This is a genomic window from Methylomagnum ishizawai (assembly GCF_900155475.1).
Classification (GTDB): domain Bacteria; phylum Pseudomonadota; class Gammaproteobacteria; order Methylococcales; family Methylococcaceae; genus Methylomagnum; species Methylomagnum ishizawai_A.
The window spans coordinates 3,052,817-3,068,971 of sequence record NZ_FXAM01000001.1 but is presented as its reverse complement, the minus strand read 5'-3'; the positions used below and the strand labels follow the sequence as shown (position 1 = coordinate 3,068,971).

Below are 16,155 nucleotides of genomic sequence, written 5' to 3'. Positions count from 1 at the left end.
TGGACGGGGCCTAGCTTAGGCGGAACTGGCTGAATGACGGCTGAATCCGGGGGCTGGGCAGGGGAACGTCGGGGTGTGTCTTATCGCGCATGCCCTCCCGCGATATCCGTTATATCGGAGGCCGGGACGGAACGGATGGCCGTTGAATCCCGGCCTCCGGGGTTTGGCTTGGCGTGTGCTTAGACCCGTGTTCCGCCGGGCGGTCCCTATGATTGGCCCGGTGTTACATCGTCGATACATCAAATACACGAGTCTTAGGAGGATTCAATGGGTTCCAAGCATTGGGGGCGCGGTTTCAAGCGTTGGGCGGTGGCGGCGCTGCTGTGGCAGGGATTGGGCGGCGGGGCGGTGGCGGCGGAAAGCTGCATGATTGTGACCGCCGACCGGGTGTTCGATGGCTACGATGTGCTGACGGATACGGCGGTGCTGACCAAGGATGGGAAAGTCGCCCAGGTTGGCGCTTTCAATAGCCTCAAATCCCAGTGCGCGAAACGGATCAGGCTGGGCGATGCCACCTTGTTGCCCGGCATCATCGAATCGCACGCGCATCTGACCTATCAAAACGTCGATCCGCTGGTGGTGCTGAAGCATGGCGTCACCACCGTGCGCGACGTGGGCGGGCCGCTGTTGCCGCCACAGGGCGGGGATGGTGCGCTCCGGCTGGTCAGCGCCGGTCCCATCATCCAGGCACCGGGCGGCTATCCGCTGAACATCTTCGGCGGGACCGGCGGGCTGGACAAGATCGGTATCGAGGTGGCTTCCGCCAAGCAGGCCCGGACGGTGGTCCGGCAATTGGTGGCGGGCGGCGCGGTGGTCATCAAGATCGCGCTGGAACCGGGCGGCGAGCCGGGAGCGCCCTGGATGAACGACCATGGCGGCGGCATTCCGGCGACCCCTTGGCCGGTGCTGGACCTGGCGACCGTGCGGGCGATCACCAGCGAGGCCCATAGGCTCGGCAAACGGGTGACGGCCCATGTCGGCGAGGCGGCGGGACTCAGGACCGCCATCGATGGCGGGGTCGATGAATTGGCCCACATCCCCTGCGCGGCCATCGACGAAACCACCCTGCACGACGCCGTCCATGCCGATATGCGGTTCGTGACCACCCTCGACACGCTTGCTTCCTGCGTGGGCATCTTCGCCAATGCCCACACCCTGACCCACGCCATGGAGGAACACGGGCTGTACGACCGCTATCTCTATGGTTCCGAGATCGGCCACGACAACGTGCCGTGGGGAGTGAACGGCGAGGAAATGCATCTCATGCTGCACCTGACCAGCGGCGATGGCATCGACTTCGCCGACGTGCTGAACGTGTTCAAGGCGGCGACCTCCAGGGCTGGCGAGCATCTCGGGATTGCCAAGCTGGGCACCCTGACGCCCGATGCGCCCGCCGATATGATCGCCGTGCGCGGTAACGCCTTCGAGCGCTTCAAAATTCTGGAATACCCGGATTTGGTGGTTTCCGGGGGCACGGTGGTGGTGAACAACTTCAAGAAGTGATCCGGCCCCGACCGGAACGCGACGCCCGCCGGGAAACCGCGGGCGTTTTTTGTGGGCGATCGGATTCCGTAGGGTGGACACGTATTCCGTGCCCACCCTACGGAAAATATGAAAATGCCCTAGCCGATCAGCTTCAAACCGGGTGGCAAGGCTTCGCCGAAAATCCGCTGCTCGTCGGCCTCGGTCAATTCCTTCACCTCGGACACCATCGAAATCCAGGATTCCGGTGCCTTGGCGGCGCGGAGTTTGTCGATCAGCCGGTGCCGGGTGGCGGGTTCCAGATCGCGCTCGCGGTCGCCGCTCATCCGGCCCAAGAGCGCGGCGGCGAAGCCGGGATGCGGCTCCTTCCTGAAATCCCGCCCCATGACCGTTTCCAGCCAACGCTCCACCGTCGCCACCGGCACCACGTTGTGGGCGCTGCCGTGGAAAGGCACGCGGGCTCCGATGCGGCCCAAGGCCCACCAGCTTTCCATGGGTTCGCTGGATTTTTCCAGCCGGTGCAGCAGCCAGCCGCCGAGTTCGGCCTTGTTCGCAGCGGGCAGGCGTTCCAACACCGCCGCCAGCCGCACCATGTCCTCGTAGCCGCGCTTTTTCGCCAGGGTGACGTTGTTGCCGCGCTTGGCGGTGTCCGGGTTGATGATCTCGGCCAGGTCGTGGAACACCGCAGTCTGCGCCGCCGCGTCCAGGCCGCCCGCGATGCGCCGCCACAGGGTCCACCATTCGGCCCAATTCTGCGGCTCGTTGACGAACTGCAAGCCCTGCCCGTAGACGGCGAACACCTGTTCCACCCGCCAATCGTCCAGCGGATAGCCGAAGCCGGGCCGCAGGCAATAGCCCACCAGGCTGAGCCAGACCCGCTCGTGGTCGGCGCTGCGGCGGCGGTGCGGCAAGCCTTCCAGCAGGGCACCGAACAATTCCCGCAGCAAAGGTGTCTCCCAATCGCCGCGCCCGCCCAGGCTTTTTTCCAGTTCGCTGCGCAAGCCCTTGATGGCCTTGGGATCGGCGGTCTTGGTCTTCTTGCCGAACACCAGCCGGATTTTTTCCAAAGCCTCGTCCAAGCGCGGATGGCGGCGGGCTTCCAATACTGGCTGGGCCGCGCCCCGGCGCAATTGGAATTCGATGTTCCAGCGCTTTTCGGGGTCGTCCACCGCCACGCATTGCAGGTCGAGGGTGCCGATTTCGGTCAGCGCGGCGGCGATGCGGACGGCTTGTTCCTGGCCGCCCTGGGCGCTGTCGCGGTCGAAGGCCACGGCCAGTGGCGGCAGGTTCTGGAAGCGTTCCTCGTCGATCTCGGCCAATTCGCCCGGCTGGTAGCGCATATCCCCGGATGACGAGGCCAGATGGAACCGCACCGGCTGGCCTAGCCGCAACGAGAAGGTGCGCTCGGCCAACACCACTTCGCGGCCTTCCTCGGTGCCGCGCGGCAGGATGCACACGCCGCGCTGGGCTTGGTCCGCGCCGGTATCCACCAACAAGAAATAGCTCCGGGCCGAGCCGCCGCCGATGCGCTGGATGGCGTGGCCGCGCCGGGCTAAACCGTAAGCCACCGCGCCATAGGCCACGGCTTGGTCGGGCCGCTCATTGCGTAGGACTTTGGGCGCTTGGCCGCCCCATTCAGCCATTTGCTCGACGATGCGCCGCACGATGACCGGGCTACGGAACACGCCGCCATTCAGCAACAGGGCGTCGGGCACCGGCGTTTCGCTGTTGGAACCGAGGGCTTCCGCCGCCGTGGTCCGGTGCTGGCTGAGGAAGGCGGCGAGGTGCTTGCTGATGGCGGGGTCGGCAGCATAGGGCAGGCCGAATTCCACCACGCCGCTGCGCTTGCGGTCGGGATGTTCGTGCAGTCCCACACGGGGGAAAAAACCGTCCAGCACCATGCGGTGGACTTCGTCGCGGTCGAGTTCGACCGAACGCGCCGCGCCGATCAAACGGGAACCCGCGCCGAGCAGGGTGACGGTGGCGGTGTCGGGGGCGACGTCGGCCAGGAGGCGTTCCTTGGCGAGGCGGCATTGCTCCACCAGTTGCGAGAGCTCGGCGGAGGACAGGCGTTTATCGCCGCCCAGCATCCGCTGTTCGGCGAGATGGGCGAGGGTCAGGTCGATGTTGTCGCCGCCTAGCATGAGATGGTTGCCGACCGCGATACGGGTCAGTTTGGGTTCGTCCGCGCCGGGTTCGACCTTGATGAGGGTCAGGTCGGTGGTGCCGCCGCCCACGTCGCAGACCAGCAGCAGCCGCACGCCGTCGAGTTCCTTTTGCAGGGTCTTGCGGTGTTGCCACAGCCAGTCGTAGCAGACGGCCTGGGGTTCTTCGAGCAGGCGCAGTTTGGGGAGTCCCGCCAGCCGGGCGGCTTCCAGGGTCAGGGCGCGGGCGGCTTCGTCGAAGGAGGCGGGGACGGTGACGACCAGGTCTTGCCGTTCCAAGGGGGCTTCGGGGTGTTGGGCGTTCCAGGCCGAACGCACATGGCGCAGATAGCTGGCGCTGGCGTCCACCGGGGAAATCTTGGGCACGTCTTCCGGTGCGCCCCAGGGCAGGATGGCGGCGGTGCGGTCGGCCCCGGCGTGGGAGAGCCAGCTTTTGGCGCTCATGATGAGGCGGCCGCGGCTTTTGGCTCCCAAGAGCCGCGCCAGTTCGCCGACCACGGGGCGGTGGTCTTGGGGGGGTTCGGTGGGGGGCCAGGGCAGGGCGGTGTCGGTGTCCGACAGTTCGGCGGGCGCGGCGTGGTAGCGGGCCGAGGGCAGCAGCGGGCGGGCGGCGACTTGGCCGGGCTTGATGGATTGTTCGATGGGGAAGAGTTCGAGCTTGTGGGCGGTGCCGTGGGCCAGCTCCGCGTAGGCGGCCACGGTGTGGGTGGTGCCTAGGTCGATGCCGATGAGGTAGTGGGGGGCGGTCGTCATATCGCTGATTTCCGGTGTGGATTAGGCTTCGATGAAATAATCGAGATCGAGCTTTTTGATCTCATAAGAGACGATTGGCGATACTCCGACATTGTGGTCGATCATGAGTGTGGCTAGGGTTTGTCCATCGATCAGGACGATTTTCAAATTGACGCTGGAAGCGAAGTCGATAGCTTCCTTACTAAAATTGGATGTTGTAATGAAAACCCCTTTATGAGCGCCATGTCCCATCAACGCGCCCGCAAACTTTTGAATTTCGGGGCGTCCTACAGTGCCTTCCCATTTTTTGGCTTGAATATATATCGCATCTAGCCCTAAACGGTCTTCCTTGATAATTCCATCAATCCCACCGTCACCGGATTTACCCACCGCTTTCCCGGCATCTTTGCGGGTACCGCCATAGCCCATCCTGACAAGCAGATCGACCACCAGTTTTTCAAAGAATGCCGGACTACATGCTTTGATGGTTTGGATCAATTCCTCGGCAAGGGTTTGTTTGAGCTTGATATGCGCGGCATCCAAGGTTTCTTCGGGGGTTTGTGTTTCTGATGGTTGTTCAATGAGTGCTTCTTTAATATTCGGCTTGTCGGGTGTTTTAAAAGCGCTGAATTCCGGGAACTGCTCAAGGAATTTTATATTTATTTTCTCTGGATTTTTTTGGATGACGCTTTTGCCACGTTGTGTGATACGGAAAAAGCCACGGCGCGGCACTTCTAATAATAAAGCCATCTTCAAGTAAGAACGCGCCCAGGCTACCCGGTTATCAAAAGTGGTTTGTCGCCCGCTGGGTAAGAGCTCTTCCCGTTCTGCTTCCGATAGGGAAAAATGCAGCGCCAGTTTTTCCTTGGCTTCTTTGTTGGCGTGTTCTTGCCCGTCTTCCGCGAGTTTTAGAAGGGGCAACATGATGGATTGGAAGTCGGGGATTGACATGATGAGGTTTTATTATTTGATATTGGGTTATGGGTTGCCTTGTTTCACGGAATAGGATTTCCATCTCCGTTGTGATGGCGATGCGGTGATAACAGCTTTGCTGTTGCTTCCCATATTCGCAAAACCATCCACTATCCGCCATTTTACACACGCCGCCGCCCGCTCCCCGCCTCCCCGAACCGCCCGAACCTCGCCAACACCGCCGGCAACAACACCAGATTCAACACCGTCGAGGACGCCAGCCCGCCGATAATCACCGCCGCCATCGGCCCCATGATCTCGCGCCCCGGATTATCGCTGTTCACCGCGATGGGCAACATGGCGAGGGCCGTGACCAGGGCCGTCATCAGGATCGAGGGCAGGCGTTCCTGCGCGCCCAAAATGGCGGTGGCGGTAGTCCAGGGATGGCCTTCCACCTCCACCAGATGCCGGTAATGCGAAATCAGCATGATGGCGTTCCGCACCGTGATCCCGAACAAGGTGACAAAACCCACCATCGACCCCACCGACAAGGTGCCGCCCGCCCACAGCGCCGCCGCCACCCCGCCCGCCAGCGAGAACGGTAGGTTGGCGAGGGTCAGCAGCATCAGCCGCACACTCCCGAGGGCAGCCTGGATCAGCAGCAACACGCCCACGCCCGCCAACAACGCATGCAACACCAGTTCGTCCCGCGCCTGGGCCTGCTCGATGGCGGCCCCGGTGAATTCCGGGTAAATCTCCGGCGGCAGGTCCAAATCACCCAAGACTTTCGCCCGCAATTCCTCCATGAACGATACCACGTCGCGGCCTTCGACCTGGGCGGTCACGGTCTGTACCCGCTGTCCGCCCCGGTGCAGGATGTTGTAGCGCCCGCCGACCTGCCGGATATCGGCGACCTGTCCCAATTCCACCAGCACGCCCTCGGGATTGCGCAAGGGGATGCGTGCCACGCTTTCGACCCGCGCCCGCGCCTCCGGTGGCAGGATGACGCTCACGTCGTAGGCTCGGTGGTCCAGGTAATAGCTGCCGACTGTCCGGCCCTGCATGGCCGTCTGCACGGCGTCGGCGGCGTCCAAGGGACGCAGGCCATGGGCGGCCAACTTGTCCCGGTCCAGGCGGACTTGCAGCATCGGCGTGCCGGGCGGCGAACGCACCTGCACGTCGGTGGCACCGGGCAAGGTTTGGATTAGGGCGGCGAGGCGGCGGGCCGCTGCGTCCAGTGGGTCCAGGTCGTGGCCGTATAGGTTCACCACCACGGGCGAGGTATAGCCGGAAATGGTCTCGTCCACCCGCTCGGCGAGGAAGGTGTTGGCCTCGAACAGGATGCCGGGGAAATTCTTCAATATCCGCCGCAGCCGCTCCAGCACCGCGCCTTGTTCACTGCCGGACAAGGGCTTCAGATGGACTTCGTATTCGCTGTAATGGCTGCCATAGGTATCGGCCCCGCGTTCGGCCCGCCCAGCCCATTGCGAGACCGACACCACTTCCGGCAATTCGGCGAACTGCCGCCGCAGTTGCCCGCCGATGCGCAGGGATTCGGTAAGCGCGGTGCCCGGCAGGCTAGCGGTGTGGACGATGTAATGGCCTTCGCGCAACTCGGGCAGGAATTCGCCGCTCAGCGTCGGCAACAGCGCCAAAGCCAGCCCACACACCGCCAAGCCTCCCCATAAAGCCCAGGCCGGATGCCGCGCCACCCCGCCGAGCAAAGCGCCGTAGCGCGGTTGTAGCCAGCCGATCAAGGGCGGATGGCCGCCCCCGGCGCGGTGTTCCAACAGGGAATAGCACAGTGCGGGCGTCACCGTGAGTGCCGTCAGCAGCGACATCAAGATGGCGAGGATATAGGCATAGCCCAGGGGCGCGAACAGCCGTCCCGCCACGCCGCCCAAACTCAGCAGCGGCAGGAACACCAAGGCCACGATGAAACTGGCATAGACCACCGAACCCCGCACTTCCATCGACGCGGCGTAGACCACCCGGAAGGCGGGTTTGGGCGGGTTGCGCAGGCGGTTTTCGCGGAGGCGGCGGAAGATGTTCTCGGTGTCGATGATGGCGTCGTCCACCACCTCGCCCAGGGCGATGGCCAGCCCGCCCAGCACCATGATGTTGAGGTTCACGCCCAGGGCCAGCAGCAGCACCACGGCGGCGAGCAAGGACAGCGGGATCGCCACGGCGGAAATGAAGGCGGTGCGGGCATCGAACAAAAAGGCGTACAGCACCAGGACCACCAGCGCCCCGCCGATTAGCAGATGCCCGGACAGGTTGCTTAACGAGCGTTCGATGTAATCCGCCGGCCGGAACAGCTTGGGGTGGAAATCGATTCCTTGCCGGGCGAGCAGCGGGGCGACAGCCGCCAGTACGCTTTCCACGTTCCGCGACACGCTCAGGGTGTTGGCCCCGTACTGGCCGATGATCATGAGGACGATGGCGGGTTCGCCGTCGATGGCGGCGGCACCGATGGGCGGCTTGGCGGCGGTTTTGACGCTGGCGACATCGGCCAGGGTCAGGTTGCCGCCGTCCTTGCGGGCCAAGACCACCTGCCCGAGCGCGGTGGCGTCACTGGGCAATCCGGTCACGGCCAGGGCGATGCGCTGGTTGCCGTTCTCGACGAAGCCCGCGCCGGGCATGCCGGTGGCCTGCCGCGCCGCGAGCGCGACATCTTCGATGCCCAGGCCGAAACGGCGTAACTGGTCGGGGTCGGGCTGGATTTGCAATTGGCGGACTTCGCCACCGAACACGTTGACATCGGCCACGCCCGGCACCGCCAGCAGCCTGGGAGCCAGGGTCCAGTCCACCAGGTCGCGCAATTCCGTCAGGCTGTGGGTTTTGGATTTGAGGCCGAGGGTCAACACCGTGGCCGAGGACGACGATAGCGGCACGGCCACCGGCGGCCCGGTGCCGATGGGCAATTCCCCGGCCAGGGCGGCGAGGCGTTCGCCCACCCACTGCCGGTCGCGATAGATATCGCTGCCATCTTGGAAGATGGCCGTGACCACGGACAAGCCTTGGATGGATTCGGAGTGCAGGGTTTCGAGGCCGATCAACCCGGCCAGATGCTTTTCGATACGCTGGGTGACCAGGGTTTCGGTCTGTTCGGCGGTGAGTCCGGGGGTTTCGGTCTGGACCACCACGCGGGGGGCGGAGAATTCCGGGAAGATATCCAGCCCGGCCCGGTTGAGGACGAAGCCGCCATAGGCCAGCAACACCAGGGCCAGGGCCAGCACCAGCCCGCGCCGATGCACGGAAAAGCGGACGATGGCGGAGAGCATCTCGTGGGCCGGGCCTCAGTCGTCGTCCTCGTCCGGGATGCCGCTGCGGAATTCCTCCGATAGCAAGGTCTGCGCCCCGGTCACGACGATTTTGTCGCCCGCCGCGAAGCCCCGCTCGACGAACCACGCCCCGCCATAGTCCCGGTAGCCCGCGACTTCCACCCGGCCAAAATGGCCCGGCCCGGTCTGGCGATAAACCCAAGGTTTCCCGCCCTGCCACACCACCGCCGCTAGCGGAAGCGCCACCCCGTTGAGTCGGGTGCCGGCCAAGGGGGCCCAGACCTGGACCCGCATCCCCGACCGCAAACCCGGCTCGGCGGCGTGGTAGAACCAAGTCTCGCCCTGCACCAAGTCATCGGTCTGGGTGGCGGGGGCGATGGCTTCGGCCCGCACCGCCTGGGCCCGCTCAGCGTCCTTGGCGATGAACAGCGGCGTTTCCCGCTGCGGCAAGGCGTAGCCCTGCGGCAGGGCGACCAGGAGCAATACCCGGCGGTGGCTCAACAACTCGTCGAACAGCGCCGAACCCTCGTCCAGAGCCAGCCGCGCCACGGCGGCCCCCCAGGCTTGCTCGGCTTGGTGGCGGATTTCGTCCAACAGGCGGCGGGCGGCCCCGGCTTTGGCGCGGTCGGATTGCCATTGCGCCTCGGCGTGGATCAACTCGCGCTCGGCGACGATGTCCTCCCGGTGCAAGGTGCCCAGGCGCTCGCGGTTGCGCTGGGCCAGTTCCAGCGCGGCGGCGGCGACTTCGGCCTCGGCCCGCGCCGCCCGGTGGCGAACCCGGAGTTCCAGCAAGGGCTGGATATCCAGTACCTTGCCATAGGCGGTGGTTTCCGGCTGGAAGGCCACGGCCCGCAGTGGCTCGACCACCAGCCCTGCGGCTTGGATTGGCCCGGCATCCAGGTCCACCCCGCCGGTCGTGGGCGTCGCGCCGCCCGCTGGGGCGGTGGCTTGGGCGGGGCCGACGGCCAGCGCCAAGGCCAACCACGCGATGCGGTACAGAATTTTCGGGTGGGAATCGGCGGGCACGGTCGGGCGGCGTCAGGGAAGGGCCGCGCACTATAACCCAGCCCCCGGCGCGGGGACAGGGGGAAACGGGATGGGCGGGGCGATCCCGCCCGGTCAACCTTTATAAGCCAGGGCCATGTTTTGATACAGCGCACGGGTGATGCCGGTGATTTTCAAGAACTTCTGCAATTGTTCCTCCATCGAGGATTGATAGGATTTTTGCATCACGATGAGGGAATACCCCAAGACCCCATTGATCGCCGCCATGGTGTCGCGGGATTGGCGATGGTCGCCGCCGTAGAGGGCGTTCAGCTTGGTGGAGATGGCGTCCGCGATCAAAGTCATCCCCGCCGCCATGAATTCCACCGGCAAATCCACCCGGACATGGATGACGCCCACCATGTACATATAGGCGGTATATTCATTGTCATAAGGTCCGGTAAATATTTTATCCAGCCAGGACAAATGGGTGTTTTTGAGGCGTTCGGTACGCCCTTGCAGGAATCTACGGGTTTCCGGGATGGCCAGCAGTTTGTCGTAGAAGGATTCGGTGACTTCGACCAAATGGGGTTTCAGCAAGGCACCCGCTTCCATGACCACGCGCTCCTGTTCCGGGGTGAAATTCGCCAGCGCTTTCGCGTATTGGGTCAGTTCGGAATAATTCAAATTTTGCATAGCTCTTACTCATGTCTTATGGGTTTAATCCAGCCCGGCTTTTGGCAAGCGCGGGAAGCTGGGTGAATCCAGCGGGTCTATCCTGGGGTCAACGAGGGGTTGTCGGGGCGGGGTGGCCAGCGCGGGTGGCTTTCCAAGCGATATCGGTGGGATTGTTGCCGAGGTTCAAGCACATTCGGTGCCATCCATGCCGTTGACGGGGTGGGGCATTGATAGATCAAGCGTTTTCGACTTTACGGTGGATGCTGTTGAAGCGTGATGGTGTGTCGGCTTACAGACAAAGATGCCACGATTCCGGCCTGGCATGGAGTCCGGCGATGTGGCCTCGCGGCCTTGATCCCTTACCGGGGCGGACGCCGGACCTGCGGAGGGATGTTTTCCCGGTAAAGAAGGCGGATAGGCCGCCAAAGTCAGTGATATTTCCTATCGACGCGCGATGCGGAGGCTGCGATAACATGGCGCGGGATTCCGGGTCCATGCGGCGCGTGTTCACCGGAAATAGTCGATAACACATCCAAACGAGCAGAATAACACCCATGATGATCGATGCCAGGGATATGGATGACGATAGGCTGGTGGAAACGGATATCTGTATTATCGGGGCGGGGGCGGCTGGAATTATGATCGCCCTGGAATTCGCCCATAGTGGCATGGATATCTGTCTCTTGGAAAGCGGCGGTCTACAAGTGGACAGGCGTACCCAGCGGTTGCAGGCCATCCATAATGTGGGGCGTAAATATAATGGCTTGAGATTCCTGCGGCCCCGGTATTTCGGTGGGGCGACCAATCTTTGGGGTGGGCATTGCGTGCCGTTGCGGGCGCTCAATTTCGAGCGCGTGTCCTGGATTCCCTATAGTGGCTGGCCGTTCGGGATCGAGACCCTGCGGCCTTATTATGCCCGTGCCCAGCAACACTTGGACTTGGGCGATAACGACTGCGATCCGGCCCAGGTGGCTGCGGAGTTGGGTTTGGGTTTGTTCCCGTTTTCGACGGATAAGGTCGAAACCGTCATGTCGCGCTATATGGGCCAGACCAAGTTCGATGCCCGGCGCTTCGGTAGCCATTATCGCGGGCAAATCGCGGATGCCGCCAATATTACCGCTTATATTTACGCCAATGTGGCCGCCATCAATCGCGATAAGGATACTCCCCATGTCCGGGATGTCGCGGTGCGGACCTTGACCGGCAGGCGTTTCGCGGTGAAGGCCAAGCATTATGTGCTGGCGGCGGGGGGCGTGGAAAATGCCCGGCTATTGCTGCTGTCGAATCAAATCCAGGGGAATGGGTTGGGGAACGATCATGATTTGGTCGGACGGTTTTTCATGGAGCATATCTGGTATCGCAGCGGGAAGATATTGCCCCATAACGGGCATCAGCCCTTGCGTATCTACGGAGCGCCGCAGCAATCCCGCGCCGGTTGGGTGCAATGCCATTTGGCCTTGCCCGAAGCCGTGGTGAGGCAATATCGGATTCCCGATTTCCGCGCGGAAATCACCATCAATACCCCGTCGGCGTTCGATAAGCTGGTTGAATTGGCCCATGACGCCCGCAAGAACATCATGGATATCGACGCCCTCGATACCGTGGCGCTGATGGCCTTCCAGAAATACCGGAAAATATTCAAGCAATTCGTGCAGGCCCATGCACCGACAAAATATCCGGTGATCTATCGCTTATCCAATTTCGTGGAGCAGGTGCCCAACCCGGATAGCCGGATACGGCTTTCGGAACAACGGGATGCCTTGGATTTGCCCAAAGCCACCATCGATTGGCGGATTTCGGCCTTGGATAAACAGGGAATCGGCGTGGCCCACCGCTTGATCGCCGCCGAAGTGGAGCGTTCCGGGTTTGGCCGGATGGCGGTGGAAATGCCCGAGAACGAACCGGAGATACTCTATGGCGCGAGCGGTGCCGGCCATCATATGGGCACCACGCGCATGAATGTGAATCCGCGCTGGGGCGTGGTGGATGAAAACTGCCGTATCCATGGTTTGGATAATATTTATATCGCGGGTTCCTCGGTGTTTCCGACCAGTGGTTTCGCCAATCCCACCTTGACCATTATCGCGCTGGCGCTACGGTTGGCGGATCATTTGAAGGGCGTGGCGCGGCGGTGATAGCCCATGGATCGGAGCTTGGACTGCGCCGCCATTGGTGGCGCGAACTGGCGGGCACCGGACCATCCGGTTAGAATCCCCCACAATCATGCACCAGGATGGCAGCCCCGCCAGCCTCCATGATTCCGCCACAATCGGCCTTTACACTCATCCCGCCGGGCCGGCCCTCCGCATCCACCACCATCGCGCCCCAGCGATCCGAGAAACCGCCATGAACCTCCATCAACGCTTATCCGCCGGGCTGATCTTGCTGCTGTCGGTCGGCACCGTCTGCGCCAAGCATCCGCCGGACACTTTCTTCCCCGCCGATTACGACACCAACCGCGATGGCACCATCACCCAGGACGAAGTCCAGGCCGGCCGGGCTTTGGAGTTCATGGGGATAGACACCGATGCCAGCGGCTATCTCGGTGTGGAGGAGGTCCAGGCCTGGCTGGAACAGCAGCAAAGCAAGCAGTTCGACCAATTGGATATCGACCATAGCGGATTGCTGAGTCCCGAGGAATTCGTCGATGCCCGCACGGGCCGGGCCTTGCGTATCGCCAAGAAGACCTTCAAGTTCACCGACACCAATACCGACGGGGCGTTGTCGCTGCCCGAATATAACGTGCTGAAGCCGGTGAACCTGGACCTGATCCGGCTGTTCAGCGTCCTCGACCTCGACGACGACGACCAGATTTCCCAATCCGAATATTTGCAGGCGGTATCGGCGCGGAAGGCTAATTGATCCCGCCCAGCCGCGCCTCCGCGCTCAATAGGATCATCTCGATTTCCTCGGTGATTTCCTCCTGCCGCAGGGCGTTGCGCGCGCGGCCCAGGTCTTCGAGCTTGGCTTGCATCCGGTGGAGCGCCCGTTCCATGTGTTCCAGGCGGCGGCGGTTCTCGGCCAGCAGCGAGCCGTGGAATAGGCAGGGCAGCTTGGCGGCGAGGTAATGCCCGGTCAATCCGGCGAAGAATTCCGCCGGGTCGAGGTTGAGCCGGGGCGGATAGGCGGGCCGGGTGGACTGCGGCGGCTGCATCGGCAACACCGTGTGCGGGACGACACCGCCCTCCGCGGCGTGGGCCAGGACGCCGAGCCGGGTCCAGGCGGGCGGTGTTTCCCGCAAGGCGTGCAATTGATTCAACAAACGGTCCAGCACGGGCCGGACTTCCTCGGCGGTATTGGGACCGTCCAGCCAACCGACGAGGCGCGGGTGCCGTTCCAGCTTCCCGGCCAGGCGGCGGCCCACCACCAGCAGGCGCGGCCCCGGTTCCGGCGAAGCTTCCAGCGCCGCCGCCACCGCCTCGTTGAAATCCCCGCAAAATCCCCGTTCCGAACCGATCACAAGCCACAGCCGCCGTGCGTCGTCGGCTGCGGTGGCGTCGTCCCGGAAATCGGGATGGAAAGCCAGGAAATCGGCGGCGGCGGTTTCGATATTTTCGACCAGGGCCGCTTGCTGGGCCATATAACGGGCGAATTTGTGGGTTTCGATGGAGGCCAGGGTTTTCATTGCGGCCAGGATGCCGGAGATTTCCGCGAGCCGCGCCATGTGTTCCTCGACCTGGGCGCGGCGGCTCATGCGCTGTCCTTGCCGCCGGGGAACAGGTTCGCCAGCCAGCGGTTCCAGGCCGTATGGTCGTCGTCCAGGCGCAGCGGCGTGTCGCGCAGGGCGAGTGCCAGCCGGTCCAGGGTGCGGCGGATGGCGGCGGGGTCGGGTGTCCCGAACAGGCCGGCCTGATAGGCCATCATCCAGGCCAGTTGCGACTCGGCGGCGACCGGGGCCAGGCGTTCCTGCTTGAGGATTTCCCGGAGGATGCGGCCCTTGCGGATTTTGTCCTCCATCCCGGCGTCGAGCTTGGAGCCGAAGCGGGTGAAGGTTTCCAACTCCAGGAATTGCAGATAATCCAGCTTCATGCGCCCGGCTTCCTGCTTGATGCGGGGATGTTGGGCTTGCCCCCCGATGCGCGAGACCGAACGGGTGATATCGATGGCGGGCAGGAAGCCGGCGCTGAACAGGTGGCGGTCCAGGTAAATCTGGCCGTCGGTGATGGAAATCAGGTTGGTGGGGATGTAGGCGGCGATTTCGCCCTGTTCGGTTTCGACCAGGGGCAGGGCGGTCAAGCTGCCGCCGCCGTGGCCGGGGGCGAGGCGGGTGGAGCGTTCCAGCAGGCGCGAGTGCAGATAGAAAATATCGCCGGGATAGGCTTCCCGGCCCGGCGGACGCCGCAGCAGCAAGGAGAGTTCGCGGTAGGCGCGGGCGTGGGTGGAAAGATCGTCGTAGACTACCAGGGTATCCCGGCCCCGCCACAGCCAATGCTCGGCCACCGCGCAACCCGCGAACGGCGCGAGGTATTTCAAGCCGGGGCTGTCGCTCCCCTCGGCCACGACCACGGTGCTGTAGTCCAAGGCTCCTTGGCGGCGCAGGAGGTCGATGACGCCGACCGTGGCGGAACGCTTCTGGCCGATGAGGACGTAGACGCATAAGACGCCCTGGCCTTTTTGGTTCAGCACCATATCGAGGGCCAGGGCGCTTTTGCCGGTGCCGTTGTCGCCGATGATGAGCTGGCGCTGGCCGCGCCCCAGGGGAATCAGGGCATCGACGATCTTGATGCCGCTGTGCAGGGGACGGTTCACGAAATCCCGCGCCACGAGGGGCGGGGACAACGGGTCCAGTTCGCGGCGCTGGTCCGGGTCCGGGGCGGGCAGGCCGTCCAGGGGACGGCCCAAGGGATCGACGACCCGTCCCAGCAAGCCATCGCCCACGCCCAGTTCGAGCCGCCGCCCGGTGGTGTAAACCGGCGCACCCGCGGCCAGCCGGGCATCCGCCCCCAGCACAATCGCGCCCAGCGCATCCCGGCCCAGATGGAACACCAAACCTTGGCTGCCGTCCCCGAAGCGCAAGAGTTCGTCCATCGCCGCCGAAGGCAAACCCCCGACCCAGGCGATGCCATCGCCCACCGACAACACCCGGCCCTGTTCCGACAGGCGCGGCGCGGGGCGGTAGCGCTCCACGTGTTCCGCGACCCGGTCCAACCGGGGCGTGGGCGGATCAATCCGGTCCATGTTCGGATTCCCCGGCGGCCTGGAAGAATTGCAACTCGTCCCGTAAATTGGCCGCCAATACCCAGGCTCCGGCGTGGATGCGCAACCCGGCCAGCACCTCGGCGTCTTCCCGGAACGTGACCTGGATCGGCTGTCCCGCCAGTTGCGCGAGCGCGGCGCTAATCGCGGCGCGTTGCCCATCGGCCAGGGGAAAGGCGCTGACCACCTCCGGCCCGTCCCCGGCCAGGGCGGCGCGGAGGGTTTCGGCCTGCCCGGCGGGTGATTCCGCCAAATCGGCCAGCGCCCAGTTGACCAAGCGGGCTTCGAGTTCCGGCCCGGCGGCGCGTTCCAATAGCTTCGCCACGAAGCGTCCGCCGAGTGCCAAGGCCCGCTGTTCGGTGGCCCGCGCCCAATCTTGCCGCTCCCGTTCTTCCTGGGCTTGGAATTTGGCGCGGGCCTCGGCGACCTCGTCGGCCACGCCGCGCAGCAGGCGTTCGCGCTCGGCGGCGATGGACTTCGCCAATTCGGCGCGGGCCTGGAGTTGTTCATCGGCCCAAGCCGCTTGCTGGTGTTCGCAAGCTTCGCGGGCGGTTTGGGCTTCGGCGCGGCTGCGCTCGGCGTCGTGGAGTTGATCCTCGATCTTGCGCTGGCGGGCGGCGATGACTTCCAGCACCGGCTGATACAGGAAGCGGCGCAGTAGCCACAGCAGGATGAGGAAATTGAGGAATTCCAGGGCGAAGGTGGTCCAGTCGAAGTTCATG

General features: G+C 63.9%; 11 protein-coding genes. 3 read left to right on the top strand and 8 right to left on the bottom strand.

The window, feature by feature from the left end; genetic code table 11:
* Window positions 1-267: 267 nt before the first annotated feature.
* A complete protein-coding gene (locus tag B9N93_RS13525; protein WP_085214504.1) occupies window positions 268-1,503 on the top strand; it encodes an amidohydrolase family protein in 1,236 nt (411 codons plus the stop codon).
* 119 nt (window positions 1,504-1,622) lie between these two features.
* On the opposite strand, the gene B9N93_RS13520 is transcribed toward B9N93_RS13525, so the two are convergent.
* The 5 genes from B9N93_RS13520 to B9N93_RS13500 all read right to left on the bottom strand — a co-directional run bounded on the left by B9N93_RS13520 (window position 1,623) and on the right by B9N93_RS13500 (window position 10,255).
* Window positions 1,623-4,400 (bottom strand): Hsp70 family protein, encoded by a 2,778-nt coding sequence (locus B9N93_RS13520; RefSeq protein WP_085214503.1) that lies wholly within the window; start codon window positions 4,398-4,400, stop codon window positions 1,623-1,625.
* A gap of 21 nt (window positions 4,401-4,421) precedes the next feature.
* Window positions 4,422-5,330 (bottom strand): restriction endonuclease, encoded by a 909-nt coding sequence (locus B9N93_RS13515; protein ID WP_085214501.1) that lies wholly within the window; start codon window positions 5,328-5,330, stop codon window positions 4,422-4,424.
* Window positions 5,331-5,473: 143 nt separating this feature from the next.
* A complete protein-coding gene (locus tag B9N93_RS13510; protein WP_085214499.1) occupies window positions 5,474-8,575 on the bottom strand; it encodes an efflux RND transporter permease subunit in 3,102 nt (1,033 codons plus the stop codon).
* A gap of 15 nt (window positions 8,576-8,590) precedes the next feature.
* Entirely contained in the window at window positions 8,591-9,601 is a 1,011-nt protein-coding gene (locus B9N93_RS13505; RefSeq protein WP_085214498.1) for an efflux RND transporter periplasmic adaptor subunit, read from the bottom strand.
* A 93-nt stretch (window positions 9,602-9,694) separates the two neighbouring features.
* A complete protein-coding gene (locus tag B9N93_RS13500; protein ID WP_085214496.1) occupies window positions 9,695-10,255 on the bottom strand; it encodes a protoglobin domain-containing protein in 561 nt (186 codons plus the stop codon).
* A 536-nt stretch (window positions 10,256-10,791) separates the two neighbouring features.
* On the opposite strand from B9N93_RS13500, the gene B9N93_RS13495 reads away from it, so the two are divergent.
* Window positions 10,792-12,372: a GMC oxidoreductase gene (locus tag B9N93_RS13495; RefSeq protein WP_085214494.1), complete on the top strand. Its 1,581-nt coding sequence runs from the start codon at window positions 10,792-10,794 to the stop codon at window positions 12,370-12,372.
* Window positions 12,373-12,583: 211 nt separating this feature from the next.
* A complete protein-coding gene (locus B9N93_RS13490) occupies window positions 12,584-13,099 on the top strand; it encodes an EF-hand domain-containing protein (RefSeq protein WP_085214492.1) in 516 nt (171 codons plus the stop codon).
* Here B9N93_RS13490 and B9N93_RS13485 read toward each other — a convergent pair.
* Genes B9N93_RS13485 through B9N93_RS13475 form a run of 3 tightly spaced genes read right to left on the bottom strand, consistent with a single transcriptional unit; the run spans window position 13,092 to window position 16,154 of the window.
* The gene (locus B9N93_RS13485; RefSeq protein ID WP_085214490.1) at window positions 13,092-13,931 is read right to left on the bottom strand and encodes a F0F1 ATP synthase subunit gamma; all 840 of its coding nucleotides are present in this window, start codon (window positions 13,929-13,931) and stop codon (window positions 13,092-13,094) included. The two genes, B9N93_RS13490 and B9N93_RS13485, sit on opposite strands and share 8 nt — an antisense overlap.
* Complete coding sequence (locus B9N93_RS13480; protein ID WP_085214488.1) at window positions 13,928-15,415, bottom strand: F0F1 ATP synthase subunit alpha; 1,488 nt, start codon at window positions 15,413-15,415, stop codon at window positions 13,928-13,930. Before B9N93_RS13480 ends, B9N93_RS13485 begins: the two co-directional genes overlap by 4 nt.
* A complete protein-coding gene (locus B9N93_RS13475; RefSeq protein WP_085214486.1) occupies window positions 15,402-16,154 on the bottom strand; it encodes a F0F1 ATP synthase subunit delta in 753 nt (250 codons plus the stop codon). Before B9N93_RS13475 ends, B9N93_RS13480 begins: the two co-directional genes overlap by 14 nt.
* Window position 16,155: the final 1 nt, after the last annotated feature.

Excerpts from the sequence above, each read along its gene's own strand:
- B9N93_RS13525 (WP_085214504.1), top strand. The coding sequence starts at position 268 with ATGGGTTCCAAGCATTGGGGGCGCGGTTTCAAGCGTTGGGCGGTGGCG.
- B9N93_RS13475 (WP_085214486.1), bottom strand. The coding sequence starts at position 16,154 with ATGAACTTCGACTGGACCACCTTCGCCCTGGAATTCCTCAATTTCCTC.
- B9N93_RS13490 (WP_085214492.1), top strand. The coding sequence starts at position 12,584 with ATGAACCTCCATCAACGCTTATCCGCCGGGCTGATCTTGCTGCTGTCG.
- B9N93_RS13495 (WP_085214494.1), top strand. The coding sequence starts at position 10,792 with ATGATGATCGATGCCAGGGATATGGATGACGATAGGCTGGTGGAAACG.
- B9N93_RS13500 (WP_085214496.1), bottom strand. The coding sequence starts at position 10,255 with ATGCAAAATTTGAATTATTCCGAACTGACCCAATACGCGAAAGCGCTG.
- B9N93_RS13515 (WP_085214501.1), bottom strand. The coding sequence starts at position 5,330 with ATGTCAATCCCCGACTTCCAATCCATCATGTTGCCCCTTCTAAAACTC.
- B9N93_RS13520 (WP_085214503.1), bottom strand. The coding sequence starts at position 4,400 with ATGACGACCGCCCCCCACTACCTCATCGGCATCGACCTAGGCACCACC.
- B9N93_RS13485 (WP_085214490.1), bottom strand. The coding sequence starts at position 13,931 with ATGAGCCGCCGCGCCCAGGTCGAGGAACACATGGCGCGGCTCGCGGAA.
- B9N93_RS13510 (WP_085214499.1), bottom strand. The coding sequence starts at position 8,575 with ATGCTCTCCGCCATCGTCCGCTTTTCCGTGCATCGGCGCGGGCTGGTG.
- B9N93_RS13480 (WP_085214488.1), bottom strand. The coding sequence starts at position 15,415 with ATGGACCGGATTGATCCGCCCACGCCCCGGTTGGACCGGGTCGCGGAA.